The following is a 25,511-nucleotide window of genomic DNA, read 5'->3' on the forward strand; positions in this document are numbered from 1 at the left end:
AGGAGAACCCCCATGGCCCTGTCCAACGAAGAAGTCCTCGCCGGCCTGGCCGAGCTGATCAACGACGAGACCGGCATCGCGACCGACACCGTCGCAGCCGACAAGTCGTTCACCGACGACCTCGACATCGACTCCATCTCGATGATGACCATCGTCGTCAACGCCGAAGAGAAGTTCGACGTGAAGATCCCCGACGAAGAGGTCAAGAACCTCAAGACCGTCGGCGACGCCGTCGACTTCATCGTCAAGGCGCAGGCCTGACGCGAACTTCCTGAGCGCCGCGGCCCCGGCGAACCGTCGGCCGCGGCGCTCATCTCGTTCCATCCACACGAAAGAACTCGTCGTTCCATGACCAACAAGACCGTCGTCGTCACCGGGATCGGTGCCATCACGCCCCTCGCCGCGACCGCCCCGGAAACGTGGGAGGCGCTGCTCGCCGGCAAGTCCGGCATCACTCGCATCGAGGACCCCCGCTACGCCGAGCTCGAACTCCCCGTCGAGTTCGCCGGCCAGGCGCGGCGGTTCCTCACCGACCAGCTCACCCGCCCGGAGACGAAGCGCCTCGACCCGTCGTCGCAGCTGTCGCTCGTCGCCGCGCGCGAGGCCTGGGCCGACGCCGGCATCGACGACGAGTCCGTCGTGCCCGAGCGCCTCATCGTGGACTGGGCGACCGGCATCGGCGGCGTCAACACCCTGCTCGACGCCTGGGACACCCTGCGCGAGAAGGGCCCGCGGCGCGTCATGCCGATGACGGTGCCGATGCTCATGGCGAACGGCCCCGCCGCCGCCATCGAGATGGAGTTCGGTGCCCGCGGTGGCGCCCGCACCTACCTGTCGGCGTGCGCGTCCTCGACCGAGTCCCTCGCCGAGGCGTACCGCCACGTGGCCTCCGGCGACGCGGACATCGTCATCACCGGTGGCGCCGAGGCCGCCCTGCACCCGCTGCCCCTCGCGGCCTTCGCGGCCATGCAGGCCCTCTCGCGTCGCAACGACTCCCCCGAGACCGCGTCGCGTCCGTACGACGTCACGCGCGACGGCTTCGTGCTCGGTGACGGCGCCGCGGCGCTCATCCTCGAGTCGAAGGAGCACGCCGAGGCCCGCGGCGCGAAGATCTACGCCGAGGTCGCCGGTGCCGGCATCACCTCCGACGCCTTCCACATCACCGCCCCGGACCCCGAGGGCAGCGCCGCCGCCCGCGCCGTCCTGCAGGCGCTCGAGCACGCCGGCGCCGCCCGCGAGGACGTCGTCCACGTCAACGCGCACGCCACCTCGACTCCGGTGGGCGACATCGCCGAGTACCACGCGATGCGCCGCGTGTTCGGCGACCACCTCGACCAGATCGTCGTGTCGGCCACCAAGGCGTCGACCGGTCACCTCCTCGGTGGTGCCGGCGCGATCGAGGCGGCCTTCACGGTGCTGGCGCTGCACAACCGCGTCGCGCCGCCGACGATCAACCTCACCGAGCAGGACCCGGAGATCGTGATGGACGTCGCCACGGCGCCGCGCGAGCTGCCGCAGGGCGACCTGCTCGCGGTGAGCAACTCGTTCGGCTTCGGTGGGCACAACGCGGTGGTCGCGTTCCGCACCGCCTGATCCGGTCCACCCCGGCCTGGAGGCCCGTCCCGCGTCGCCGGGGCGGGCCTCCGTCGTTCCGGTGGCCGGCCCGGGCGCGGTGCGCTGCGCCGGGCCGTGCTCAGCGGTCTGACGCTCGCGCGGTCCGGACTGTGTCGCCGAAGCGACAGTTTGCCCGCACTCGCGGCGGCCCGTGCCGCCGAAACGACACTCTGCCGCCGAACTCTGGCGGCACGCTGTCGCTCTCGCGAACGTGGGCGCCCGCGGCGCCGATGGATCGGACGGCCTGCGCCGCGGACCGGACACCGTCGCCAAAGCGACAGCCTGCCGGTACTCGCGACGGCCCCTGCCGCCGCAGCGACAGTCTGCCGCCGGAGTCTGGCGGCACGCTGTCGCTTTCGCGAGGGAGGACGGGTTCGCCGCGCGGCCCGCGGCACGCGGCCCGGACGCACGAACGCCGCCCCGAGGGACGGCGTTCGCGGCGGAGGGATCGGTGCGGGGTCAGCCGACGCGGTGGAGCCAGACGACGGGGTTGCCCTCGGCGGCGTGCCGGAAGGGCTCGAGTTCGTCGTCCCAGGCCTGCCCGAGCGCCAGGCGGAGCTCACGGTGGAGCTCGAGGGCGTTGCTGCCGGCGACCTCCATCGCGTAGCGGACCCGGTCCTCGGGGACGACCATGTTGCCCGTGACGTCCGTCTGGGCGTAGAAGACGCCGAGGTCCGGCGTGTGCATCCAGCGGCCGCCGTCCGACTGCGAGGTGGGCTCCTCGGTCACCTCGTAGCGGAGGTGCTCCCACCCGCGGAGGGCAGACGCGATCGCGGCACCGGTCCCGACCACGCCGGTCCAGGTGAACTCGGTGCGACGGGCGCCGTCCTGCGCTGGCTGGTCGAGCCACGAGAAGTTCACGGCACGGCTCATGGCGCGACCTGCCGCCCATTCGACGTGCGGGCAGAGCGCGCGTGGTGAGGAGTGCACGTAGAGCACCCCGGTGGTCGTTCCGTTCACGATTCCTCCGATTCGTCAGGTGCGACTTCCCCATCGACCTGGACTTCGGAGTGTTCGTTCGGAACCATCGATATGCGATTGTGATGTCCTTGCGGACACGCCCATTATGCAGCCTGGGCGCTGGGAACACCAGACACCGCGTCGGGAGTCAGTGGAAGACGTGTCCGGCGGTGTCGAGCGGGTGACGTTCCCCGGCGGTGATCGGCACCGGGATCCGGTTCTCGTCCGGCGGGATCGGGCACGCGAACTGGTACGAGAACGCGCACGGCGGCAGGACGAGCAGGTTCCAGTCGAGCTCGACGTCGTCGGCGGCACCGGGGTCGTCGAGGTACAGGAAGCGCCCCATCGAGTAGGTGCTGCCCGGGTCGTCCTCCGCGAGGGCGCTCGTGGCGTCCTGCACGATGAGCTGCAGCCGCGCCGACCCTTGGAACGGTGCCGACCGGACCGCGACGAGCCGGACGGTCGTGCTGCCGAAGGCCGTCTCGATGTGCCCGACGACCTCGAGCGGATCGCCGGCGGCGTCGACGACGGTCCCACGCGCCTCCAGGCCCTCGAGGGGCGTGTACCTGCCGGACGCGACCCAGGCGTCCGACCGGTCGAAGCGGGCGATCTCCGCGAAGCGGGTGATCGCCTCGGATGCCGGGTCCCAGACGCGGAGGGTGTCGCCGGACACCGTTCCGGCGAAACCGTCGGGGAACGCGACCGTCGACGGGACGACTGCCCCGTCACCGGCGACCAGGACCTCGCCGTCGACCGCGACGCCGTCGACGACCACGCCGTCCTCGGCCGCCGCCGTGACGGTCAGGCCACCGGGTGCCGGCGCCCAGGTGCCGGGGACGGGCCACACCGGCTGGGCGTGGGCGACGTGCTGGGCGTTCACGAGCGCCAACGGGCCACGAGGACTCGTCGCCCAGCGGGCACGGCTCGCGACGTGGTCCTGGTAGGCGGTCACGACTGCTCTTGCCGCGGGTAGATGACCTTCTGCACGATGATGATCACCGACGCGGCGACGGGCAGGGCGACGAGGGCGCCGAGCACACCGCCGATCGTGCCACCGGCCACGGCGGCGATCACGACGAGGGCGCCGGGGACCTGGACCGCGCGGGACATGATGCGCGGCGAGATCACGTACGCCTCGACCTGCATGTACACGAGGTAGTAGATGGCCGCGGCGAGGGCGGTCGCCGGCGAGGCGAACAGGCAGAGCAGCGAGATGACGATCGCGGCCGCCAGGGTGCCGACGAGCGGGATGAGCGAGCCGAGGAACGCGAACGACGCGAGCAGCACGGGCAGCGGTGCACCGATGATGAGCAGGAACACCAGGCTCAGGATGCCGTTGATGAGCGCCTGCGAGATCTGGCCCACCACGTAGCGACCGACGGCCTGGGTGATCTGCTCGCTGACGTCGATGAAGTTCTGCCGGCGCGAGGCCGGGACGAACCGGTAGGTCATCGACTTCATCCCGCGCATCGACGCGAGGAAGTAGAGCATCAGGATGATGACGATCACGGCACCCGTCAGCCCGGACAGGATGCCGCTGCCGACCGCCAGGATCCCGCCGCCAAGGCTCAGCAGGTTGCCCGGGTTCTCGACGAAGGACTGCACCGACTGCAGCGCGTGGTCGATGTCGAACGACCCGGAGAACTGGTCGGAGAGGTTCTGGACCCACTCCTGGTTCGAGATGTCCTTGACGATGTCCGGGAAGTTCTGGATGAGGTTCGTCGCCTGCTGCACCAGGATCGGGACCACCGCGAACACCACGCCGGCGAACGCCGCGAGGACCCCGACCACGACGACCGTGATGGCGACCCAGCGCGGGACGAAGCGCTCGAGGAACGAGACCAGCGGGTCGATGCCGAGCGCGAGGAACAGGGCGACGCCGATGTAGACGAGCACCGTGGACAGCTGGTGCACGATGGAGCCGGCCACGAGGGCGACGAGCACACCGATCGCGCCCATGAAGCCGATCCGGAAGGCGTTGACGCGCACGCCAGTACCGCCACGGGTCACCTCGAACGTCACGTTCGGCGTCGGGCTGTGGTCCTCTTGCTGCGGTGTGTCGCGCTTTCTCGGCAGGTGCACGTAGGGCGGGCGGGACTTGAACCCGCGAATCGTTCGGTTATGAGCCGACTGCCTTGACCAGCTTGGCTACCGCCCCTCGCCGGGGACCGTCAGGCCACCGGCTCCCCACGATACAGCGACTCGAACGTCGAGAGCGTGCGGTTGATGTCGTGTGCCTCGATCATCGCCAGACTGCGTTCCCGCATGGCCACGTAGTCCTCGTCGGAGGCGGTGAGCACAGCCGTGAGCTTGGCCGCGAGGTCGTGCTCGTCACCAGGCGTGAACAGGTACCCGTTGCCGTCGATCAGGTGCGGCAGGGCCATCGAGTCCGCCGCGACGACGGGGAGCCCGGAGGCCATGCCCTCGAGCGACGAGATGCTCTGCAGTTCGGCCGTCGAGGGCATCGCGAACACCGTGGCGTTCGTGAGCGCCTGCCGCTTCACCTCGTCGGAGACGAACCCGAGGAACCGGATGCGGTCCTCGAGCCCGAGCTCCTTCGCCTGGGCCTTGAGCTTCGGGATCATCTCGCCGTCGCCGACGATGGTGAGCGTCGCCTCGAGCTCGGCGGGCAGGGCGGCGAGGGCACGGACGAGGACGTCGAGGTTCTTCTCCGGGGCGACCCGGCCGACGAAGACGATGTCGTTCTGCGCGGGACGGCCCTCGCGTGCCAGGTACCGGGTCGCGTCGATGCCGCACGAGATCGCGAGGACGCGCTGCCCGGCGATGGCGCGGCGGAGGTAGTCCGCGGCGAGGTTCGTCGGCGTCGTGATGGTGTCGGCCAGCCGGTAGGTCTTCGCGGCGTCGTTCCACGCGATCTTCAGCGCGATCGGCAGGGTGCGCTTGCCGAACGGCGTGTACTCGAGCAGGTTCTCCGGCATGAAGTGGTTCGTCGCGACGACCCGGATGCCGCGGTCGTGCGCCTCGTGCACGATGCCGCGCCCGATCACCACGTGCGACTGGATGTGCAGGACGTCGGGCTTCACGGCGTCCAGGATCGGCGCCGTCCACTTGCGGACGCTCCAGGGCCAGACGAACCGCAGCCAGGCGTGCAGCGGCCACTTGTACGACTTCAGCCGGTGCACGACGAGGGTGACGCCGCGGTGCTCCTCGTCGAAGGTGCCGTAGTGGCGGCTCGACGCGGGGGCGACGACGTGGACCTCGTGCCCACGCTCGGCGAGGCCGACGGCGAGCTGCTCGGCGAAGGTGGCGGCACCGTTGACGTCCGGCGGGAAGGTGTCCGCGGCGATCAGGACACGCAGCGGTCGTCGACCCCCCGTCGCACCCGTCGGCTCGGCGGTGGCGGTGGTGGCGTCCTGTGACACGGCGGGCGTCGTCCTCTCGTGGGCGATTGCTGGTCGGTCTCCGACGGTACCGCAGGGGCCCGGCGGTGTGCGTCCGCCTCGCGGCGGACCCGGCCCTACCCAGGTATGACGGGTGTGCCGGGGCCGGCCCGCCGGGCCGCCGGCCCGGCTGGCGCTTACGCCCGGGTCTGCGGGTGGTGCTTCGCGAGCAGGAACACACCCGTGATCGCGATGGCTGCGGCGACCACGAAGCCCGCGACCGCGACGAACGGCGCACCGGCGGCCTCGCCGAGGACGATCACGCCGATGCCGACGGCGACGATCGGGTCGATCACGGTCAGTCCCGCGATGACCAGGTCGGCCGAGCCGGCGGAGTACGCGTTCTGCACGAAGTACCCGCCGAGCGACGCCGCGACGATCACCCCGACGATCGCGAGGACCGTCAGCCAGTCGAACGTGTGGTTGACGAACCGGTTGAGCGTGACCTTCGCCAGCGTCGCCACGAAGCCGTAGAGGATGCCGGCGCCGACGATGTAGTAGAGCGCGCTCTTGTGCTTCGCCACGACCCGGAAGGACACCAGCACGAGGACGAGCACGACCGCCAGGATCACCAGCACCGTGACGAGCTGCTGCCGGGTGATGGCGCTTTCGTGGCCGACGAAGGCCGCGATGCCGACGAAGATCGCGACACCGATGATGCAGGTCCACACCGCCCGACGGGCACGCCGCCCGAGCGGGACGCCGGAGGACCGCGAGGAGAACCACGTCGTGATGACCAGGGCGACCGCGCCGAGCGGCTGCACGACGATGAGCGGTGCGTAAGTGATGCTCACGAGCTGCAGGACGACGGCGATGCCGAGCATGAGCGTGCCGAGCACCCAGTAGCCGCTCGACACCAGCCCGACCACGTGCCGGACGCTGAGGCCCTTCGACTGCCGACCGAGACGTGCCTCGACCCGCTGCACACCGCGGCTCTGGAACTGCGCACCGAGGGACAGGAACACCGCGCCGATGAGCGCGACGGGGATCATGAGCGCCTGGAACGGCGTGAGGTTCACCGCGTCCGGCAGCTGGAGGTCCGTCGTCACGCGTCGAGGCTACCGTCCCCCGCCGGATAACCTGGGTGAATGGCCGTTCTCCCGATCCGCATCACCGGCGAACCCGTCCTGCACGAGCGTGCAGCCGAGGTCACCGAGTTCGATGACGACCTCCGTTCCCTCGTCGCCGACATGTTCGAGACCATGGACCTGGCGCCGGGCGTCGGGCTCGCCGGACCCCAGGTCGGTGTCGGCAAGCGGCTCTTCGTGTACTCGTGGACCGATGATGACGAGGTCCTGCACCGCGGTGTCGCCGTCAACCCCGTCCTGTGGACGACCCCCGCCGTCCCCGAGGCTGTGGAGGAGCTCGACGAGGACGAGGAGTCCGAGGGCTGCCTCTCCGTGCCGGGTGAGCGCTTCCCGCTCCGCCGGTCCGAGGCAGCCCTGCTCCGCGCCGTCGACGAGCACGGCGAACCGTTCGAGGTCGAGGCGCACGGCTGGCTCGCCCGCATCTTCCAGCACGAGTACGACCACCTCGACGGGTACCTCTACGCCGATCGACTCGTGCACCCCTACGGCAAGCAGGTCGCGAAGGCGATCCGCAAGAACAGCTGGGGCGGGCCGGGCAAGTCCTGGCTGCCTGGCCGCGACCACCCCGAGGGCTGACGCCGCGGGACGCTGGGGGCTGACGCCCCACCCCGGGCCTGGAGGCGCGGGTCAGCCCCGCCAGGCAGCGAGTGCGTCGCGCAGGTGGTCGGTCTCCGGATGACCGGGGCAGTACTCGAGCAGACCGGCCGCGACGTGCGCCTGGGCCGCCGAGGTGACTGCGTCCGCCCACGGCCCGCTCCCCCGCACGGCGCACCCGGAGGCGAGCTCCTCGAGGGTCGCGTCGCCGTCGGTCACCTGCACCGCGGCACGCTGCTGCGAGGACATCTCCGTCCCGGTGATCCGCTCGGCCGTGCAGTCGGTGCGGTCGTCCTCCCACACCGCCGAGTAGGTCGTGTACGTCTCGGAGCGCTCGGACGACCCGTCCGCACAGACGAACGCGAACACGATCGGCGAGGTCCCGGAGGCCGAGACCCCGGAGGTCGCTCCGGTGTCGAGGGAGTCCTCGGGCTCGGACTCCGCCCCGGTCGTGCAGCCGACGAGGCCGATCGCCGCGGCGACGACGACGCCCACGGCGAGGGCTCGGCGCGCGGTGATCACCTGTGAACGCTAACAGCTTCCGCCCAAGCGTCCGCTGCGAGTCCGGCACCCGGCCGACGCCGCCCGAGACTCGCCCCCAGCGACACTTCTCGCGCTCCGGACCCCGAGACGTGTCGCCCATCGCGAGACTCGCCCACCCGCCGCCCACCCGCGCGCCGCCCACCCGCGCGCAGCGCGCCGCGCACGCGAAAGGCCCCCACCGAAGGTGAGGGCCTGTCTGCTCCCCGAGTTGGACTCGAACCAACAACCTGCCGGTTAACAGCCGGCTGCTCTGCCAATTGAGCTATCGAGGATCACTGTCCGCTGGCGAATGTCGTGCGAACAACGGGTAACAGCATAGCAGCACCTCGGAGCCACCCCGCGCATCCGGCATGCATCCCGGGCGTGCCGCCCGCGGGAACGGGCGTACCGCCCGCTGGCCCGGGCCCGCTGCACGCGACCGTGCTCAGTACCCCGCCACCGGGTCGACGACCCCCACGAACCCCGAGCCGGCGCCACCGAGGAACGCCGCCGTGTTCAGCCGCACCCGCTCGGCGAGCAGCGGCGCCACCATCTCCGGCGTGTCGGCCTGGTGCGGCGTGATGATCGCGCCCGGCTCGTCCCACAGCGGGTGGCCGTCGGGCAGCGGCTCGGGATCGGTCACGTCGAGACCGGCGGCCCCGATGGAGCCGTCGCGCAGCGCGTCCACCAGGGCGTCGGTGTCGACGAGTCCCCCGCGGGCGATGTTCACGAGTCGCGCGGACGGCTTCATCAGCGCGAACTGCGCAGGCCCGAACAGCTTCGCCGTGCCGGACGTCATGGCGGCGGCGATCGTCACCACGTCGGCGTCGGGCAGGACCTCGTCGAGCTGGTCAGTGGTGACGGTGCGGTCGGCGCCGTCGACGGGCGACGACGAGCGCCGCACCACGGTCACCGAGACCTCGAACGGCGCGGTCAGCCGGATGTACTCCTGCGCGATCCCCCCGGCACCGATCACGACGACGTTCCGTCCGTACAGCGAGACGCCCTCGGGCTCCGTCGCCCAGGAGCGCGCACGAGCACGCTTCTGCAGCACCCGGAGCGTCCCGAGGGTCAGGGCGAGCGCGTGCTCGGCGACCGGTTCGGCGTACGCCCCCTTGGCCGAGGTGAAGAGCACCCGGTCACCGTGGGACTGGATGAGCGAGGCGAAGGCGTCGACGCCGGCGAACGGCAGCTGGACCCAACCGACTCCGGGAGCGGACTCCAGCGCGTCCGACAGGCCGGCGGGGTCGCGGGGGTCGAGCCACACCAGCCCACGGGCCTCGGCGTCCAACGGACCGACCGTTCCCCCGGCGGAAGTCACCGCGGACTCGTGCAACGACGCCGACGACGTCGTGGGCGCGATCGCGACCCGCCCGGCGGTGGGCGGCGCGATCGGCAGCGCGGCGCCCGCGTCCGTCACGACGGCGCGGTGCCCGCGGGCACCGGACCCCGCGCTCACGCGTTCTCCTGCCGTTCCGAACGCGGTCCGGTACCGGCCGGGACGGGCCGGCGGGGTGCCGACGAGCGACGCGCCGGGTTCACAGCCGCGGCCGCGGGGCGTCGCTTCACCGGACGGGCCGCCGTCGCCGCGAGCGTCTTGACGTAGGGGTCGACGGGGTTGTCGAGGACCTCGTCGAAGGTGCCGAGTCCGACGAGCCGGCTCTCCGCCATGATGGCCACCCGGTCGGCGAGGGCCCGGGCCTCGCGGAGGTCGCTCGACACGACGACCGCCGAGAACTGCCGGTTCCGCTGCAGGGTCGCGAGTGCCTCGAGCACCGACTGGCGCACGAGCACGTCCACGCCACGGGCGGGTTCGTCGGCGACGAGCAGCTGCGGCTCGAGGACGAGCGCCCGCGCGAGGGCGACGCGCTGCCGCTGCCCGCTCGAGAGCTCCCAGGTGTTGAGCCGCATCACGCCGAGCGGCAGGTGCACGGCGTCGACCAGGCGCGCGACGATGAGGCCGGCTTCCTTCCGGTCGAAGCGACGGTCGCGCACGTAGATCGGTTCGGCGATGGCCTCGCCGACGGTCAGGTCCGGGCTGAGCCGGTCCGCACCGTCCTGGGGCAGGTAGCCGATGCGGCCGCTGAGCCGTTCGGCCTTCCGCGAGGTCGTCCGCAGCCCACGGGTCTTCTGCCCGAGCACGGTGAGTTCACCCCCGACGATGTGCCGACGGTGGGCCCCCTCGCCCTCGCCGGTCGCGCCGAGCTGCCCCGCGATCGCCGCGGCGAACGTCGACTTGCCGGAACCCGACTCGCCGAGCACGGCGAGGATCTCCCCCTGGCGGACCGTCAGGCTGACGCCGTCGACGGCACGGATCGCGTCCGTCCCCCGTCCGCTCCGGTACTCGATCGACACGTCGTCTGCGACGACCGCCGGTCCGTTCACCGCGATCATGGGTCCCCTTCCACGCCGCCCCCTGGCGGCGGTTCGCGACGGGCCGGGTGCACCGGCCGTCGTGCGTGGTGCGGTGGAGGCGACCGCCTGGAGGCGCGGCGTGCGTCGTCGACGCACGCCGCGCCTCCAGGCTGGTCGCGTCGGGTCAGGGCCCGGCGTTCTCCAGTGCCTCAAGCGTACGCCGTCGCTCGGCCTGTTCCGCTGGGTCCGGAACCGGGAGTGACGCCAGGAGTCGCTGCGTGTAGGGGTGCTGCGGTGCGCCGAGGACCTCGGCCGTCGTCCCGGTCTCGACCAGGTCGCCGCGGTAGAGCACCGCGATCCGGTCCGAGAGCGCGCCGACGACCGCGAGGTCGTGGCTGATGAACAGTGACGCGAACCCGAGGTCCTGCTGGAGCTCGAGGAACAACTCGAGCACGCGTGCCTGCACCGACACGTCGAGCGCACTCGTCGGCTCGTCGGCGATGAGCAGCTTCGGACGCAACGCGATCGACCGCGCGAGCGACGCCCGCTGTCGCTGACCACCGGACAGCTCGTGCGGGTACCGGTCGCCGTACGCCGCCGGCAGCTGCACCATCTCGAGGAGCTCGCCGACCCGCTTCCGGGCGGCTCGCGGGCTCGACACCTCACCGTGCACGACGAGGGGCTCGGCCACACACTCGGCGATGGTGAGCAGCGGGTTGAACGAGGTCGCCGGGTCCTGGAAGACGAACCCGATGTCCTTGCGGTGCCGCTTGAAGTCCCGCTCGCGGTACCCGAGCATCTCGGTGCCGAGCACGCGGAGCGAACCGCCCGTGACCCGTGTCAGACCGGCCATCGCGCGGCCGATCGTGGTCTTGCCCGAGCCGGACTCGCCCACCAGGCCGAGCACCTCGCCGGGGCGGATGTCGAGGTCGACGCCCTTCACGGCCTTGAACGCGTGCGCACCGAGTCGGCCCGGGTACTCGATCTCGAGCCCCTTCGCCGACACCAGCGGTTCGACGTCCGACGTGATCGCGGCGCGACGGGCGACGCCGGTCGAGGCCTCGAGCCGGGGCACCGCGGCGAGGAGCCGCTTCGTGTAGTCGGCCTTCGGGTCCGCGAAGAGCTCGCGCACCGGGGCCTCCTCGACGACCTCGCCCTGGTACATCACGGCGACGCGGTCGGCCAGGTCGGCCACCACGCCCATGTTGTGCGTGATGACCACGATCGCGGCGCCGAACTCGTCACGGCAGCGGCGGAGCAGGTCGAGGATCTCGGCCTGCACCGTCACGTCTAGCGCCGTCGTCGGTTCGTCCGCGATGATCACCGACGGTTCGAGGGCCAGCGCGCTCGCGATCACGACGCGCTGCTTCTGCCCGCCGGAGAACTGGTGCGGGTAGTGGTCGACGCGCGTCTCCGGGTCGGGGATGCCGACGCGGCGGAGGTAGTCGATCGCCTTCGCGCGGGCCTCCTTCTTCGAGACACCGCCGTGCGCCCGGAGCCCCTCGGCGATCTGCCACCCGACCGTGAAGACCGGGTTGAGCGCCGTCGACGGTTCCTGGAACACCATCGCGCCCGCGGTGCCGCGGAGGCTGCGCAGCTTCTGCGCGCCCACCGTGACGACGTCCGTGCCGTCGAGGTACACCGCGCCGCCGAGGGTCGCCGTCTCCGGCATCAGCCGGAGGATGCTGCGGGCCGTCACGGACTTGCCGGAGCCGGACTCGCCGACGAGGGCGAGGACCTCACCGGGGCGGACGTCGAGGCTGACGCCCTTGACCGCGTCGACGGCGCCGCCGTCGGTCGCGAAGGTGACGGTGAGGTCGTCGACGACGACGACCGGTTCCGTGGTGGTGTCGGTCATGCTGCCGCCCCTTCCGTGCTGGCGGCCTGCTTGCGCGACACCAGCTGCTTCAGCCGCCGGCGCGCGCGCAGACGGGGGTCCGAGATGTCGTTGAGGCTCTCGCCGATGAACGTCACGCCGAGCACGAGCACGACGATCGCGACACCCGGGAAGACACCGGTCCACCAGACGCCGCTCGCGACGTCGGACAGCGCGCGGCTGAGGTCGTAGCCCCACTCGGCGCCGCTGGTCGGGCCGATGCCGAAGCCCAGGAAGCCGAGGCCCGCGAGCGTCAGGATCGCGTCGCTCGCGTTCAGCGTGAGGATCAGCGGCAGGGAGCGCGTCGAGTTGCGGAGCACGTGCCGCGTCATGATGCGCCACGGGTTCGTGCCCATCACGCGCGCGGACTCGACGAACGCCTCGTTCTTCAGGCGGACGGCCTCGGCACGGACGACCCGGAAGTACTGCGGGACGTACACGACCGTGATCGAGATGGCCGCCGCGATGATGCCGCCGGAGTAGCTCGAGTTGCCGCCGGAGATGACGATCGAGACGACGATCGCGAGCAGCAGGGACGGGAACGCGTAGATGGCATCGGCCACCACCACGAGGATCCGGTCCAGCCAGCCGCCGATGTAGCCGGAGACCATGCCGAGGATGACGCCGATGATGATCGACACGACGACGGCCACGATCACCACGAGCACCGCGGTGCGGGCGCCGTAGACCACGCGGCTGAACACGTCGAAGCCACCGACCGTGGTGCCCCAGATGTGCGCGGAGCTCGGCTCGCCGGTGCGCGGGAAGCTCTGGCCGTCGGCGCCCTGCAGCTGGCCGAAGCCGTACGGGGCGATGAGCGGCGCGGCGATCGCGACGATCAGGTACAGGGCGCAGATGACCACGCCGGTGATGAGCATGGCGCGCTGCCAGCCCGTGCTCTTGCGGAGCTGGAGGACGACGGGCAGCCGCTTCCAGAGCGGCTCGTGGCGGTCGACGAGGGAGGTGTCAGCCATCTCTAGAACCTCACTCTCGGGTCGATCAGTGCCGCGACGACGTCGACGATGAAGTTCGTCACCGCGACGATCACGGCGAGCATCGCGACGATGCCCTGGACGGCGACGAAGTCGCGGGCCGACAGGTACTGGTTCAGCTCGAAGCCGAGCCCGCGCCAGCCGAAGGTGGTCTCGGTCAGGACGGACCCGCCCAGGAGCATCGCGATCTGCAGCCCCATCACGGTGATGATCGGCACCAGGGCCGGCCGGAACGCGTGCGTCCGGACGAGACGGGCCTCGCGGACGCCGCGGGAGCGGGCCGCGTCGACGTACTCGGACCCGAGCGACCCGATCATGTTCGCGCGCACCAGGCGCAGGAAGATGCCGGCGGTCAGCAGGCCGAGCGTCATCGCGGGCAGCACGGCGTGCGCCAGGACATCGGTGATGATCTGGGCGTTGCCGGTGCGGAGCGCGTCGATGATGTAGATGCCGGTGGCGCCGGGGATGTTGTCCAGGACGAGTGACACCCGTGTCGACGCGCGGTCGCCGAGCGGCAGCCAGCCCAGCCAGACCGAGAAGACGAGCTTCAGCAGCAGGCCACCGAAGAACACCGGCGTCGCGTAGGTCAGGATGGCGAGGGCGCGGAACAGCACGTCGGGCCACTTGTCGCGCATGTACGCGGCGAGCATGCCGAGCGGGATGCCGAGCACCAGCGCGACGATGAGCGCGTAGAACACGAGCTCCGCGGTCGCGCCGCCGTACGTGACGATGATCTCGGTGATCGGACGGTTGTCGGTCGCCGTCGTGCCGAAGTCACCGCGGACGATCTTGCCGAGGTACTCGAAGTACTGCACGAGCACGGGTCGGTCGTACCCGGCCGCGTGCAGGCGTTCCTGCAGCTGGCTCGGGGTGAGACGACCGCCGACGGACGCGGTGATCGGGTTCCCGATGACGCGCATCAGGAAGAACACGAGCGTCACCAGGATGAAGACGGTCGGGAAGATGAGGAGGAACCGGACGAGGACGTACCGGCCGAGCCCACCACCACTGCTCTTGGCACTGCGCCGTGCCTGTGGCTTGGTGGGGTCGGAACCGTTCACGTCCTGGGTCGCCTCTGGGGTGCTGAGGGTCACGGGGAGGGGTGCCTTTCGTGGACGTGACCAGGGGGCGTCCCTCGTGGGAACGCCCCCTGGTCGTCGTCGGTGTTACTTGGAGAGGGTCGCGTAGCGGAACTTGTACGAGGAGTCGAGGGTCAGGCCCTTGACGTCCTTGGCCGCGACGGCGACGGACTTGCCCTGGAGCAGCGGCAGCGTCGAGATCTGCGTCGCCTCACGCTCCTGCGCCTGCTCGATGAGGGTGGCGCGCTTGTCCTTGTCGGACTCCTGCTGCTCGTCGGAGATGAGCCCCTGGATCGTCGGGTCGTCGTAGTGGTTCTGGACGAAGTTGTCCTTCGTGAAGAACGGCGACAGGTAGTTGTCCGCGTCCGAGAAGTCCGGGAACCAACCGAGCTGGTACACCGGGTAGGCGTCCTTCGTGCGCTCCTGCGCGTACGTCGTGTAGACCGTCGACTGGATGTTCACGGTGAACAGGCCGGAGTTCTCGAGCTGCGTCTTGAGCTCCGCGTACTCGTCGTCCGACGTCGAACCGTAGTGGTCCGGTGCGTACTGGATGTCGAGCTGCACCTTGCCGGTGACGCCCGCCTTCGACAGGGTGTCCTTCGCCTTGTCGACGTCAGCACCGCCGTCGCCGTCGCCGTAGAGCTTCTCGAACGGCTTCGACGCACCCGTCAGGCCGTCCGGCACCATCGAGTAGAGCGGCGAGTAGGTGTCGTTGTAGACGTCCTTCGCGAGCTTCTCGCGGTCGACGACGTCGGCGACGGCCTGGCGCACTGCGAGGGCCTTCGTCTCGTCGGCGTCCGACTGCTTCGCGCCGTAGGGCTGCGTGTTGAAGTTGAAGACCAGGTAGCGGATCTCGCCGCCGGGGCCGTCGGTGACCTTGACCTTGTCGTCCTTGCGGAGGTCGGCGATGTCGGTCGGCGTCAGCGAGCGGTACGCCACGTCGACGTCGCCCTTCTGCACGGCGAGCTTGAGGTCGGTCTCCTTGGTGTAGTAGCTGGCCGTGACCTCGTCGGTCTTCGGCTTGCCCAGGAGCCCGTCGTAGTTCTTGTTCGCCTTGTACTGGATCGTGTCGTTCTCCTTGTAGGAGCTGATCGAGTACTGGCCGGCGAAGGCCTTGCCCTTGACGATGTCGGCCGCCGGCGTGAGCTTGTCGGCCGAGAACACCTGCTCGTCGACGATCGGGCCGGCGGGGCTGGAGAGCACCTGCGGCCAGGTCTGGTCGGCGTGGTCGAGGTTGAACACGACCGTGGTGTCGTCCGGCGTGTCGATGCTCTTGAGGTTGGCGAGCAGGGACTGCGGGCCGTTCTCGTTGTTGATCTTCAGCTCGCGGTCGAACGAGAACTTGACGTCGCTCGACGTGAGGTCGTGTCCGTTGGCGAACTTCAGGCCCTTCTTGAGCGTCACCGTGTACGTGGTGTCGTTCGTGAACTCGGCCTTGGTCGCGATGTCCGGCTTGACGTCCGGGCTGCCGACGGGGGTGTTCATCAGGAACGGGAAGACCTGGTTCTGCACGGCGAACGAGCCGTTGTCGTACGAACCAGCCGGGTCGAGCGAGGTGATCTTGTCGGTCGTGCCGATGCTGATGCCGTCGAGGGCGGCGTCGCTGACACTGCCGCCCGCGCAGCCGGTCAGCACCAGCGCCGTCGCTGCTGCCCCGGCGCCGAGCGCGATGCCGCGCCTGCCCCACTTCGCTGTGTGCTTCTTGAACACGGATGCCATGTTCGATGCCTCTCTTGGTGGTGAATGCAAGGGTCCTGCGCCGGAGGTGGATCGTCTGTGTGCCCGGCCAGGAACGCTCATTGCTATCACCCTGTCACGGAACTGCACGAACCGAGGGAGATTTGTTTACACCGCTGTAATGCAAGAGTGCGTCGTCTGTTGCATCATCCGTGCGTGCAGCTGCGGCGCGTCGCGCACGGAAGTTGCGCGTTGCAACGTGCGGCCGTGGCGCGCTCCACCCGCCCGGCGACTCGGCTCGGGTCCGCCGCTCGGGTCCCCTGCTCGGGTCCCTGCTCGGGTCCCCCGAGGTCGCACGAAGAGCCGCTCTCGCGGCCCGAACGCGGCACGTCGTGCGACCTCGGTGAGACGCACGCGGCATGTCGTGCGACCTCGGAAGGCTGCCTGGAGGCGCGGCACCGGCCCGCAACGTCCGGCACCCCGGCGGATCGGTCGCGTTCTCCTGCCCGGGCGCCCTTCCGGCAGGAGCGCGCGGCCGCCGCCGCCGCCGGCGGCCACCCGCCGCCGCCCGCGGCCGCCCGCAAAGTCGTGTGTCGAGATCGCTCGAACGGCCGCTTCGACGCGCCCCGACCGACGGATCGTGCGACTTCGGTGCAGCGCACGCGGCATGTCGTGCGACCTCGGCCGGCCGGCCGGCGGACGAGCTAGGACGCGGGCTCGGCGTCCGCGCGCAACCGCATCCGCTGGGCGTCGATGTCGACGAGCTGCCGCTGGATGTCCGCCCGACGATCGGCCTGCTCGTTCGGGTCCGCCCGCTGCAGCTGCCCGAGCAACGAGGCCTTCCGTGCGAGCAGGTCCCGCTCGACCAGGGCCACGACGATGCTCCGGGCGTAGATCGCCAGGTCCTCGTCGGTGCGGGCCGGGATCGGCGCGAGTGCGAGCTCCTGCACGAGGCCACGGAACGGCGCCGGCACGTCCTGCAGCAACCGATCGAGCCAGTCCCCCGCGCCGACGGCGTCGACGTTGGCGACCACGGCGTCCCGCACGACCGAGAGCATCGGCGCCGAGAACGTCGCCGCAGCGGCCAGACCGAGCAGCGGCGCGCCGACGTGCCCGGGCTGCTGCACCATCGCCATCACGGCGTCGCGTTCCATGCGCGTGATCGGGTCGTTCGGGAGCAGCCGGAGTCCGGCGACCGGTTCCTCCGGCGGGGTGACCAGCTCGCCACCCGGACCGGCCTGCCCGACCGGCACCGTGCCTCCTGTCCGGTCGTCGTGCCGCCCACCGGAGCCGGACCCGGCTCGCTGACGGGCGTTCTCGACGGCTCGGCGAACGTCGGGGATGTCCATGCCGAGCCACTTCGCGGTCTCACGCGTGTACGCGTTCGCGAGCGTGCGGTCACGGATGCCGGCGACGACGGGCGCCGCGTCGCGGAGCCCGGCGACGCGACCCTCGGCGGTCTCGATGTCGTGCGTCGCGAGGCGACGCCGGATGATGAACTCGAACATCGGACGCTTGGTCTCGATGAGGCGCGTGACGGCGGAGTCGCCGCGGGCGAGACGCAGGTCGCACGGGTCGAGCCCGCCTGGCGCCACGGCGACGTACGTCTGCGAGGCGAACCGGCTCTCCTCCGCGAACGCGCGGGAGGCAGCGCGCTGCCCGGCCTCGTCCGGGTCGAACGTGAAGACGATGTTGCCGAGCTGCGACAGGTCGCGCCCGGCGGAGTCGCCGAGCATCGGGCGCAGCACCTTGATGTGCTCGACGCCGAACGACGTCCCGCACGTGGCCACCGCGGTGGTGATGCCCGCCAGGTGGCACGCCATCACGTCGGTGTAGCCCTCGACGATCACGACCTGCTTCTGCTTCGAGATGTCCCGCCGGGCGAGGTCGATCCCGTAGAGCACCTGGCTCTTGTGGTAGATCGGGGTCTCCGGCGTGTTGAGGTACTTCGGGCCCTTGTCGTCGTCGAGCAGTCGGCGCGCGCCGAACCCGATCGTCGCCCCGGTCACGTCGCGGATCGGCCACATCAGGCGCCCGCGGAACCGGTCGTACGGGGAGCGGTCGCCCTGCCCGGCGAGCCCCGCGGCGAGGATCTCGTCCATCGAGAAACCGCGACTGCGCAGGTGCTCGCGCGTGGCGTCGTAGGACTGCGGTGCGAAGCCGACACCGAAGTGCTGCGCCGCCGCCGGGTCGAAGCCGCGCTCCCCCAGGAACTGCCGGGCGGGTTCGGCCGCCGCGGTGGTGAGCTGCGCGACGTAGAACTGCTGCGCGGCCTCGTTCGCGGCGATCAGCCGGGCGCGCTGGTTGTAGTCCGTCCGCGGACCGTCGCCCTCTTCGTAGTGGAGCGTGAAGCCGATCTTCGCAGCCATCCGCTCGACGGCTTCCTGGAAGGTGGTGTGGTCCTGCCTGATGATGAACTCGAAGACGTCACCGTCCTCACCACAGCCGAAGCAGTGGTACCGACCGACCTGCGGCCGGACGTGGAACGACGGCGAGCGTTCGTCGTGGAAGGGGCAGAGGCCCTTCAGCGAGCCGACACCGGCGGACTTCAGGGTCACGTAGTCGCCGACGACGTCCGCGATGTTGACACGCGAGCGGACCTCGTCGATGTCGTTACGCGCGATCCTGCCAGCCACCCCTCGATCCTAGTTCGTGGTGGTGACACCGCCCGACCGGACGAGCGTCCTGTGGACGGCCACAGTGCGTCGCTCAGACACCGGCTCTCCCGCGAAACGCCGCCCCGCCGTCGAGACGCCGCCGGAACCGGCGGTGTCTCGCGACCAGCCGGGTGTCTCGCGGCCGGCCCTGTGTCTCGACCGCCCGACACACCCCGGACTCCGGCTCAGACCGGGATGTGGACGCTCTCGTGCTCGCCCACCACGAGCCGCCGGTGCCACGCCAACGCGCCCTGGTCGGTCAGACTCGCGACCTGGTCGACCACCGCACGCAGTCGCCCGGTGTCGTCGGACGCGGCACGCCAGTCGGCGGCGAACCCCGGTTCGAGGTCCGCGCTGCCGCTCGCCGCGAGGGCGTCCAGGAGTTCCGTGAGGATCCGACGCTGTTCCTCGTACACCGGCTGGCGGTCGCCCTGCGTCATCACGAACGCCGCGACGATGCCCTTCAGCACCGCGATCTCGCCGATGATCTCCGGCGGGGTCACGACCGAGGCCGCGAACCGTACGAGGGACCCGGACGCGTAGGATTCCCGGGTCGCCGCGGTCGCGGTCCGTGCGAAGCGTCCGATCAGCTGCGAGGTGAGGTTCTTCAGCCGCGCCAGGTCCCGCCGCGACCCGTCGTACGACGTCATCCACAGCGGCAGCGAGCGGAGCCGGTCGAAGGCGTCGAGGAGTTCGTCGCGGCTGAGGTCCGAACCGACCCACGCGTGCATGGCCGACACGATGTCGTTCTCGCCGACGCGGTCCCCGAGGGCGGCGACGTCGATGAAGCCCGCGACGACGGCGTCCTCGAAGTCGTGCACCGAGTACGCGATGTCGTCCGACAGGTCCATGACCTGCGCCTCGATGCAGCGCTGCCGTCGGGGAGCACCGGCACGGAGCCACTCGAAGGCGTCGTGGTCGTCGTCGTAGAAGCCGAACTTCGTGCGGCCCGACGAGGCCTCGGACACACCCTGCGCCGCCGGCCACGGGTACTTGCAGCTCGCGTCGAGCGACGCCCGGGTGAGGTTCAGGCCGTAGGGCCGGTCGTCATCCGGTCCGTCGCCGTACACCTTCGGCTCGAGCCGGGTGAGGAGCCGCAGCGTCTGCGCGTTCCCCTCGAACCCGCCGATCCCGGCGGCCCAGGCGTTCACCGCGGTCTCGCCGTTGTGCCCGAAGGGCGGGTGCCCGATGTCGTGCGCGAGGCAGGCGGTGTCCACGACGTCGGGGTCGAGGCCGAGCGAGTCGGCGAGCTCCCGGCCGACCTGGGCGACCTCGAGCGAGTGCGTCAACCGGTTCCGGGCGAAGTCGAGGCCGGTCGTCGGGCTGAGGACCTGGGTCTTCGCGGCGAGCCGTCGGAGCGCGCTCGAGTGCAGGAGACGCGCACGGTCACGGGCGAAGTCGGATCGACGGCTGCCGTGGGTCTCGGGCAGCCAGCGTTCCGCGTCGGCGGGCCCGTAGGAACTCGTGGCGCTCATCCGCCGCTGTGGTGCAGCTCGGCGGCGGCGAGGACCTTGCGGAACTCGCTGTCGACGTCGCGCGACTCGAGCCAGCGGTCGGGCAGGGCGGTGCGCTTCGGGTGACCCGCACGACCGCGGGGCCCCTCGGCGTCGGCACCGGGGTAGGGCGCGTCGTGGTCGAGCTGGCCGAGCAGGTGGTCGATCTCGTCCAGGCTGGACGCCATCGCGAGCCCGGACCGGACGTCACCGCCGATCGGGTACCCCTTGAAGTACCAGGCGACGTGCTTCCGGATGTCCCGGCAGCCGTGCTCTTCCGAGCCGAAGAACTCGACGAGCAGTTCGGCGTGCCGCTTGAACGCGACCGCGACCTCGCCGAGGGTCGGCATGTACCGCAGGCCCTCGCCGCGGAACGCCGCCGCGAGGTCGCCGAACAACCACGGCCGACCGAGGCACCCGCGCCCGACGACCACGCCGTCGGCCCCGGTCTCGTCCACCATGCGGAGCGCGTCGGCCGCGGACCAGATGTCGCCGTTGCCGAGCACCGGGATGTCGGTGATGGTCTCCTTCAGCGTGGCGATCGCCGACCAGTCCGCGTGCCCCGAGTAGTGCTCGTTGGCCGTGCGGGCGTGCAGGGAGACCGCCGCGACACCGGCGTCCCGCGCGATGCGGGCGGCGTCGAGGTACGTGAGGTGGTCGCTGTCGATGCCCTTGCGCATCTTCACGGTGACGGGGACGTCACCAGCGGCACGGACCGTCTTCGTGACGAGCTCCTTGAAGAGGTCGAGCTTCCACGGCAGCGCCGCTCCCCCGCCCTTCCGCGTGACCTTGGGCACCGGGCACCCGAAGTTGAGGTCGATGTGGTCGGCACGGTCCTCGCCCACCAGGATCGTCGCTGCCTCTGCCACCGTGTTCGGCTCGACGCCGTAGAGCTGGATCGACCGCGGCGTCTCCGATTCGTGGTGCTGGATGAGCTGCATCGACACGGGGGTCCGTTCGACGAGCGCGCGCGAGGTGATCATCTCGCAGACGTACAAGCCGGCGCCGTACTCGCGGCAGAGCCGTCGGTAGGCCATGTTCGTGATGCCCGCCATCGGGGCGAGCACGACCGGCACGTCGACCTCGATGGGGCCGATGCGCAGGGGCTTCGCCGGACGGGTCGCCGTCCCGGGTGCGTCAGTGATCGTCATACGGCTCCCATTCTCCCACGTCGGTGCCCGCCGGTAGCGTTCTCCACATGACGACCGACGCCACCACTCGATTCGATGCCGACGCCACCGCCCGCGGGCTCCGGGTCGACGTGGTCGAACGCCCGGCGGCGAACTCCCTGCATGAGGCGGCGGGGCTCCTCGGCATCGAACCGGGCGACATCGTGAAGACCCTCGTCGTCAAGCGGCACGACGGCGGGTTCCTGCTCGCACTGGTGCCCGGCGGCCGGAGCATCGCGTGGAAGAAGCTCCGGACGGTCGTCGGCGTCAACAAGCTCTCGATGCCCGACGCCGCCACCGCGCTCGAGGCCTCCGGCTACGAACGCGGCACCATCACCCCGATCGGCGCGACCGGCGACCTGCCCGTGTACGCCGACGAGCGCATCGTCGGCCGCCGGGTGGCGCTGGGCGCCGGCCGCCACGGCGCGAGCGCCTTCGTCGATGCCGACGACCTCATCGCCGCCTACGACGCGACGGTCGCCGACATCACCGACGAGGAACCCGTCCGTTAGGACGCGTCGAGACGCACCGCACCGCCCGTCCCCTCGATCGCGCGTCGTGGATCGACGCGCGGGTCGCGTCAGTCGGGGACCTCTGTCCAGTCGCCCTCCGCGCCGGGGACGAAGCACGAGTCGCCTTCGCAGACCGGCGCACCGCCGGACGTGACGAGCGTGAGCAGGGCGGGTCGCGCCTCCAGGCTGTCCGACTGGAGGCGCGGCTCGGCCGAGCCGTCGACGCGCACGTCCGTCATCGGGTCGCCTCCGCGTCGGCTGCCGCGTCCTCCGCGGCACGCTGCTGGGCGTCCGCGATGTCGGACGGCGTCGTCTCGCGGAGCGCGACGACCTGCGTGAGCACCTGCTCGAACGCGGCCGGGTCCTGTGCGCCGGAGACGCCGTACTTCCCGTCGATGACGAAGAAGGGGACGCCGTTGATGCCGTAGGACTGCGCCTGCGCCTGGTCGGCGCGGACGGCTGCGAGCTGCGCATCGTCGCGCAGGGTCGCGAGCACCTCGTCGCGGTCGAGGCCGATCTCCGCTCCCAGGTCGGCCAACGTCGTCTCGTCGCCGACGTGCTCGCCGCGTTCGAAGTAGGCGGTGAAGAGCCGCTCGACCATCTCGAGCTGCTTGCCCCGCTGCTTCGCGAGGTGGATGACCTGGTGCGCCTTCACCGTGTTGGTGTGGTGCATGGCCTCGAAGTCGTAGTCGAGACCCACGGAGGCGGCGATGCCCGTGACCTGGTCGAGCATCTGCTGGGCCTGCTCGACGGGCATGCCCTTGTGGTTCGACAGGAACTCGGCCTCGGTGCCCTCGAAGTCGACGGGGGTGTCGGGGCTCAGCTCGAAGGAGTGGTACTCGACCTCGACGGACCGGCCGGAGTCCGTCGCGGTGAAGGCGGCGACGCCGGCCTCGAACTTCCGCTTGCCGATGTAGCACCAGGGGCAGGCGATGTCCGACCAGACATCCACCTTCACGGTGTCGTTGAGAGCACTGTCGTTCATGCTCAACGACAACGCGGAGTCGCGGTGCGCATTCCCTCCGCACAACCAAAGTCACCCCGCACCACGGATCTGCGCGGTTCGGGGTGACTTTGGTTGTGCGGAGCCGATGGGCGCCGGCCGGCCAGGCGCCGGCCGGGCGCCGACCCGGCCGGTCAGGCGCCGACCGCGCCTACGCGCCGAGCAGCCGCTGCGCGAGGTACCCCTGCAGCTGGTCGAGCGCCACGCGCTCCTGCGACATGGTGTCGCGCTCGCGCACCGTGACGGCCTTGTCCTCGAGGGTGTCGAAGTCGACCGTGATGCAGAACGGCGTGCCGATCTCGTCGTGGCGACGGTACCGGCGACCGATCGCACCGGCGTCGTCGAAGTCGACGTTCCAGTGCTTGCGCAGGTCGTCCGCGAGGCCGCGGGCCACGGGCGACAGCTGCTCGTTGCGGGACAGCGGGAGCACCGCGGCCTTCACGGGCGCCAGGCGCGGGTCGAGCCGCAGGACGGTGCGCTTGTCGACACCGCCCTTCGCGTTCGGGGCTTCGTCCTCGTGGTAGGAGTCGAGCAGGAACGCCATGAGCGCACGGGTCAGGCCGAAGGACGGCTCGATGACGTACGGCACGTACTTCTCGTTCGCGGCCTGGTCGAAGTAGCGGAGGTCCTGCCCCGACGACTCGATGTGGTTGTTGAGGTCGAAGTCCGTGCGGTTCGCGACGCCCATGAGCTCGCCCCACTCGGAGCCGGCGAAGCCGAAGCGGTACTCGATGTCGGCGGTGGCGTCGGAGTAGTGCGCCCGCTCGCCGTCCGGCACGTCGAAGCGGCGGAGGTTCTCCGGGTCGATGCCGAGGTCGGTGTAGAACGCGACCGAGTCGGCGATCCACTGCTCGTAGTGCTCCTGCGCCTCGGCAGGGGGCACGAAGTACTCGATCTCCATCTGCTCGAACTCACGGGTGCGGAAGATGAAGTTGCCGGGCGTGATCTCGTTGCGGAACGCCTTGCCGACCTGGCCGATGCCGAACGGGGGCTTCATGCGGCTGGTCGTGACGACCTGCGCGAAGTCGACGAAGATGCCCTGCGCGGTCTCGGGGCGGAGGAAGTTCAGGCCCTCTTCCGACTCGACCGGGCCGAGGTACGTCTTGAGCATGCCGGAGAACTCACGCGGCTCGGTCCACTCACCGCGGGTGCCGCAGTTCGGGCAGGCGATCTCGGCCATGCCGCCCTCGGGGTCGCGGCCCTTCTTCGCCACGAACGCCTCGGTGAGGTGGTCGGCGCGGAACCGGTGGTGGCAGTGCAGGCACTCGACGAGCGGGTCGGTGAAGGTCGCGACGTGGCCGGAGGCCTCCCACACCTTGCGGGGCAGGATGACGGCGGAGTCCAGGCCGACCATGTCGCCACGGCCGCGGACGAAGCGCTGCCACCACTGGCGCTTGATGTTCTCCTTGAGCTCGACACCGAGGGGCCCGTAGTCCCACGCGGACCGGGATCCGCCGTAGATCTCCCCCGACTGGAAGACGAAGCCGCGGCGCTTGGCCAGGGCGATGACGCTGTCGAGACGGGAGGGCTGTGCCAAAGGGTGCTCCAGAGGTCGCCGAGCTGGGTGCTCGGTGCGGAAACGTACCGGGCAAGCGTACCGGCGTTCGCGGCGGTCTGGAGGCGCGGCTCGACCCGTCCTGCCGCGCTTGCATCGCGGACGTGAGTGTCTCGATCGTTATACGAGAATGCAGAATTCTACCGTTCAGACTTTATGGTTGCAGTAGTGCGGAGGGGCCGCACCCGAAGGGAACACGATGAAGTGCAAATCCGTCTTCACGATCGCGCTCAGCGCTTGCTTGATCACGAGCGCGCTGGTGGTCGCGCCGCCCGCCACGGCGTTGCCTGCCGCGGACGCAGCGAGCGCTTCCCGACAGCTCAGCGAGATCGACATCGACCAGGCGCTCGCGGAACTCCGTGCCGCGGGGCTCGTGACGTCGGAGCGGCCGGAGCGAGATGGCTCCCGGATACAGGTGGACCTCGGGGAGGGCTTGTCGTTCGAGTTGTTCGCCGGGTCGCGGGCGGGGCGTCTGGGAGGCGGGTACGACGCGGGTGGCTCCTACGTGCTGTTCAACCAGTTCGACCAAGCGATGCTCTACAACGGAACTGGTTTCCTCCTCGGCGCTGCCATCTGCGCCATCCCTGCGATCGGCCAGGTCGCCTGCCTCGCCGTCCAAGCCATCATCGCCGTTGCGAGCGCGGCGGTTGCCGCACAGAAGGGCACGTGCAAGAACAACAAGCAGCTCAAGGTCTACTTCTCGAACAACCACGCGTCGAGGAGCGGTTGCGTGTGACCCGGCGCACACGCTGCACGGCGGTCATCGGCACGGGTTTCATCGTGGTGGTGGCGCTGACCGCCGTGCAGGTCGCAGATGTTCCCGGCTGGGTGGTGTTGAGTACGCGGGTTGCCATCGGCGTGACGGCCGCAGCCACCGGCCTCCTCGTCAACCGGCTCATTCGGAACGAGCGAAAGGACCGCTGACCCTGCTGCTCGGATCGCGCGCGGCGAGGTGCGCGGTCCG

Annotated in this window: 24 protein-coding genes and 2 tRNA genes; 6 read left to right on the forward strand and 20 right to left on the reverse strand. The window is 70.5% G+C overall.

Annotation, left to right across the window (positions count from 1 at the left end; genetic code table 11):
* The first annotated feature begins 12 nt into the window (after positions 1–12).
* The gene (locus CRP27_RS03795) at positions 13–261 is read left to right on the forward strand and encodes an acyl carrier protein (RefSeq protein ID WP_058741348.1); all 249 of its coding nucleotides are present in this window, start codon (positions 13–15) and stop codon (positions 259–261) included.
* Between the two features lie 87 nt (positions 262–348).
* On the forward strand, positions 349–1,593 hold the full coding sequence (locus tag CRP27_RS03800) for a beta-ketoacyl synthase (RefSeq protein WP_079235781.1): 1,245 nt from the start codon (positions 349–351) through the stop codon (positions 1,591–1,593).
* Positions 1,594–2,073: 480 nt separating this feature from the next.
* Here CRP27_RS03800 and CRP27_RS03805 read toward each other — a convergent pair whose 3' ends face one another.
* The 6 genes from CRP27_RS03805 to CRP27_RS03830 form a co-directional block, all read right to left on the reverse strand.
* The gene (locus CRP27_RS03805; RefSeq protein WP_255257445.1) at positions 2,074–2,577 is read right to left on the reverse strand and encodes a DUF3145 domain-containing protein; all 504 of its coding nucleotides are present in this window, start codon (positions 2,575–2,577) and stop codon (positions 2,074–2,076) included.
* A 145-nt stretch (positions 2,578–2,722) separates the two neighbouring features.
* Complete coding sequence (locus tag CRP27_RS03810; protein ID WP_097179377.1) at positions 2,723–3,526, reverse strand: DUF1684 domain-containing protein; 804 nt, start codon at positions 3,524–3,526, stop codon at positions 2,723–2,725.
* Positions 3,523–4,563 carry an AI-2E family transporter gene (locus CRP27_RS03815; protein WP_255257417.1) on the reverse strand — a complete coding sequence of 347 codons (1,041 nt, stop codon included), beginning with the start codon at positions 4,561–4,563 and terminating at the stop codon, positions 3,523–3,525. The genes CRP27_RS03810 and CRP27_RS03815 overlap by 4 nt, the downstream gene beginning before the upstream one ends.
* Positions 4,564–4,657: 94 nt before the next feature.
* Positions 4,658–4,732: transfer RNA gene (locus CRP27_RS03820), tRNA-Ile, on the reverse strand.
* A 13-nt stretch (positions 4,733–4,745) separates the two neighbouring features.
* Positions 4,746–5,957, reverse strand: a complete 1,212-nt coding sequence (locus tag CRP27_RS03825; RefSeq protein WP_097179378.1) for a glycosyltransferase — start codon at positions 5,955–5,957, stop codon at positions 4,746–4,748.
* Between the two features lie 155 nt (positions 5,958–6,112).
* Positions 6,113–7,024: a multidrug DMT transporter permease gene (locus CRP27_RS03830; protein WP_176505451.1), complete on the reverse strand. Its 912-nt coding sequence runs from the start codon at positions 7,022–7,024 to the stop codon at positions 6,113–6,115.
* A 39-nt stretch (positions 7,025–7,063) separates the two neighbouring features.
* Here CRP27_RS03830 and def point away from each other — a divergent pair, with 39 nt between their 5' ends.
* Positions 7,064–7,639: a peptide deformylase gene (gene def / locus CRP27_RS03835; RefSeq protein ID WP_079235778.1), complete on the forward strand. Its 576-nt coding sequence runs from the start codon at positions 7,064–7,066 to the stop codon at positions 7,637–7,639.
* Between the two features lie 51 nt (positions 7,640–7,690).
* Here def and CRP27_RS03840 read toward each other — a convergent pair whose 3' ends face one another.
* From CRP27_RS03840 to dusB, 11 genes are all read right to left on the reverse strand, one after another.
* Positions 7,691–8,179, reverse strand: coding sequence for a hypothetical protein (locus CRP27_RS03840; RefSeq protein WP_097179379.1), 489 nt, complete (start codon positions 8,177–8,179; stop codon positions 7,691–7,693).
* Positions 8,180–8,399: 220 nt separating this feature from the next.
* Positions 8,400–8,472, reverse strand: a tRNA-Asn gene (locus tag CRP27_RS03845).
* Positions 8,473–8,624: 152 nt separating this feature from the next.
* Positions 8,625–9,542 (reverse strand): D-isomer specific 2-hydroxyacid dehydrogenase family protein, encoded by a 918-nt coding sequence (locus CRP27_RS03850; RefSeq protein ID WP_255257446.1) that lies wholly within the window; start codon positions 9,540–9,542, stop codon positions 8,625–8,627.
* Positions 9,543–9,634: 92 nt separating this feature from the next.
* Entirely contained in the window at positions 9,635–10,573 is a 939-nt protein-coding gene (locus tag CRP27_RS03855) for an ATP-binding cassette domain-containing protein (protein ID WP_097179381.1), read from the reverse strand.
* Between the two features lie 145 nt (positions 10,574–10,718).
* Positions 10,719–12,392, reverse strand: coding sequence for an ABC transporter ATP-binding protein (locus CRP27_RS03860; RefSeq protein ID WP_097179382.1), 1,674 nt, complete (start codon positions 12,390–12,392; stop codon positions 10,719–10,721).
* A complete protein-coding gene (locus CRP27_RS03865) occupies positions 12,389–13,384 on the reverse strand; it encodes an ABC transporter permease (protein ID WP_097179383.1) in 996 nt (331 codons plus the stop codon). Before CRP27_RS03865 ends, CRP27_RS03860 begins: the two co-directional genes overlap by 4 nt.
* A 2-nt stretch (positions 13,385–13,386) precedes the next feature.
* On the reverse strand, positions 13,387–14,463 hold the full coding sequence (locus CRP27_RS03870; protein WP_097179641.1) for an ABC transporter permease: 1,077 nt from the start codon (positions 14,461–14,463) through the stop codon (positions 13,387–13,389).
* Between the two features lie 105 nt (positions 14,464–14,568).
* A complete protein-coding gene (locus CRP27_RS03875) occupies positions 14,569–16,200 on the reverse strand; it encodes an ABC transporter substrate-binding protein (RefSeq protein WP_097179384.1) in 1,632 nt (543 codons plus the stop codon).
* A gap of 662 nt (positions 16,201–16,862) precedes the next feature.
* Positions 16,863–18,794, reverse strand: coding sequence for a DNA primase (gene dnaG, locus CRP27_RS03880; RefSeq protein WP_097179385.1), 1,932 nt, complete (start codon positions 18,792–18,794; stop codon positions 16,863–16,865).
* 206 nt (positions 18,795–19,000) lie between these two features.
* Positions 19,001–20,290: a deoxyguanosinetriphosphate triphosphohydrolase gene (locus CRP27_RS03885; RefSeq protein ID WP_097179386.1), complete on the reverse strand. Its 1,290-nt coding sequence runs from the start codon at positions 20,288–20,290 to the stop codon at positions 19,001–19,003.
* Complete coding sequence (gene dusB / locus CRP27_RS03890; protein WP_079235769.1) at positions 20,287–21,459, reverse strand: tRNA dihydrouridine synthase DusB; 1,173 nt, start codon at positions 21,457–21,459, stop codon at positions 20,287–20,289. Before dusB ends, CRP27_RS03885 begins: the two co-directional genes overlap by 4 nt.
* Positions 21,460–21,506: 47 nt before the next feature.
* On the opposite strand from dusB, the gene CRP27_RS03895 reads away from it, so the two are divergent.
* Positions 21,507–21,989, forward strand: a complete 483-nt coding sequence (locus CRP27_RS03895) for an aminoacyl-tRNA deacylase (RefSeq protein WP_097179387.1) — start codon at positions 21,507–21,509, stop codon at positions 21,987–21,989.
* Between the two features lie 68 nt (positions 21,990–22,057).
* On the opposite strand, the gene CRP27_RS18110 is transcribed toward CRP27_RS03895, so the two are convergent.
* The 3 genes from CRP27_RS18110 to CRP27_RS03905 all read right to left on the reverse strand — a co-directional run bounded on the left by CRP27_RS18110 (position 22,058) and on the right by CRP27_RS03905 (position 24,529).
* On the reverse strand, positions 22,058–22,228 hold the full coding sequence (locus CRP27_RS18110) for a hypothetical protein (RefSeq protein ID WP_176505452.1): 171 nt from the start codon (positions 22,226–22,228) through the stop codon (positions 22,058–22,060).
* Positions 22,225–22,974 carry a DsbA family protein gene (locus CRP27_RS03900; RefSeq protein WP_097179388.1) on the reverse strand — a complete coding sequence of 250 codons (750 nt, stop codon included), beginning with the start codon at positions 22,972–22,974 and terminating at the stop codon, positions 22,225–22,227. The genes CRP27_RS18110 and CRP27_RS03900 overlap by 4 nt, the downstream gene beginning before the upstream one ends.
* 169 nt (positions 22,975–23,143) lie before the next feature.
* Positions 23,144–24,529, reverse strand: a complete 1,386-nt coding sequence (locus CRP27_RS03905) for a glycine--tRNA ligase (RefSeq protein ID WP_097179389.1) — start codon at positions 24,527–24,529, stop codon at positions 23,144–23,146.
* Positions 24,530–24,788: 259 nt separating this feature from the next.
* On the opposite strand from CRP27_RS03905, the gene CRP27_RS03910 reads away from it, so the two are divergent.
* Positions 24,789–25,283, forward strand: a complete 495-nt coding sequence (locus CRP27_RS03910; protein WP_217990682.1) for a hypothetical protein — start codon at positions 24,789–24,791, stop codon at positions 25,281–25,283.
* Positions 25,280–25,471, forward strand: a complete 192-nt coding sequence (locus CRP27_RS03915; protein ID WP_097179391.1) for a hypothetical protein — start codon at positions 25,280–25,282, stop codon at positions 25,469–25,471. The genes CRP27_RS03910 and CRP27_RS03915 overlap by 4 nt, the downstream gene beginning before the upstream one ends.
* The last annotated feature ends 40 nt before the right edge of the window (positions 25,472–25,511 follow it).

This window comes from Curtobacterium sp. 314Chir4.1, assembly GCF_900215175.1.
Classification (GTDB): Bacteria; Actinomycetota; Actinomycetes; order Actinomycetales; family Microbacteriaceae; genus Curtobacterium; species Curtobacterium pusillum_A.

Bases quoted from the DNA above. Each gene is read 5' to 3' on its own strand.
- CRP27_RS03795 (WP_058741348.1), top strand. From the start codon at position 13: ATGGCCCTGTCCAACGAAGAAGTCCTCGCCGGCCTGGCCGAGCTGATC.
- CRP27_RS03800 (WP_079235781.1), top strand. From the start codon at position 349: ATGACCAACAAGACCGTCGTCGTCACCGGGATCGGTGCCATCACGCCC.
- def (WP_079235778.1), top strand. From the start codon at position 7,064: ATGGCCGTTCTCCCGATCCGCATCACCGGCGAACCCGTCCTGCACGAG.
- CRP27_RS03855 (WP_097179381.1), bottom strand. From the start codon at position 10,573: ATGATCGCGGTGAACGGACCGGCGGTCGTCGCAGACGACGTGTCGATC.
- CRP27_RS03860 (WP_097179382.1), bottom strand. From the start codon at position 12,392: ATGACCGACACCACCACGGAACCGGTCGTCGTCGTCGACGACCTCACC.
- CRP27_RS03865 (WP_097179383.1), bottom strand. From the start codon at position 13,384: ATGGCTGACACCTCCCTCGTCGACCGCCACGAGCCGCTCTGGAAGCGG.
- CRP27_RS03875 (WP_097179384.1), bottom strand. From the start codon at position 16,200: ATGGCATCCGTGTTCAAGAAGCACACAGCGAAGTGGGGCAGGCGCGGC.
- CRP27_RS03885 (WP_097179386.1), bottom strand. From the start codon at position 20,290: ATGAGCGCCACGAGTTCCTACGGGCCCGCCGACGCGGAACGCTGGCTG.
- dusB (WP_079235769.1), bottom strand. From the start codon at position 21,459: ATGACGATCACTGACGCACCCGGGACGGCGACCCGTCCGGCGAAGCCC.
- CRP27_RS03895 (WP_097179387.1), top strand. From the start codon at position 21,507: ATGACGACCGACGCCACCACTCGATTCGATGCCGACGCCACCGCCCGC.
- CRP27_RS18110 (WP_176505452.1), bottom strand. From the start codon at position 22,228: ATGACGGACGTGCGCGTCGACGGCTCGGCCGAGCCGCGCCTCCAGTCG.
- CRP27_RS03900 (WP_097179388.1), bottom strand. From the start codon at position 22,974: ATGAACGACAGTGCTCTCAACGACACCGTGAAGGTGGATGTCTGGTCG.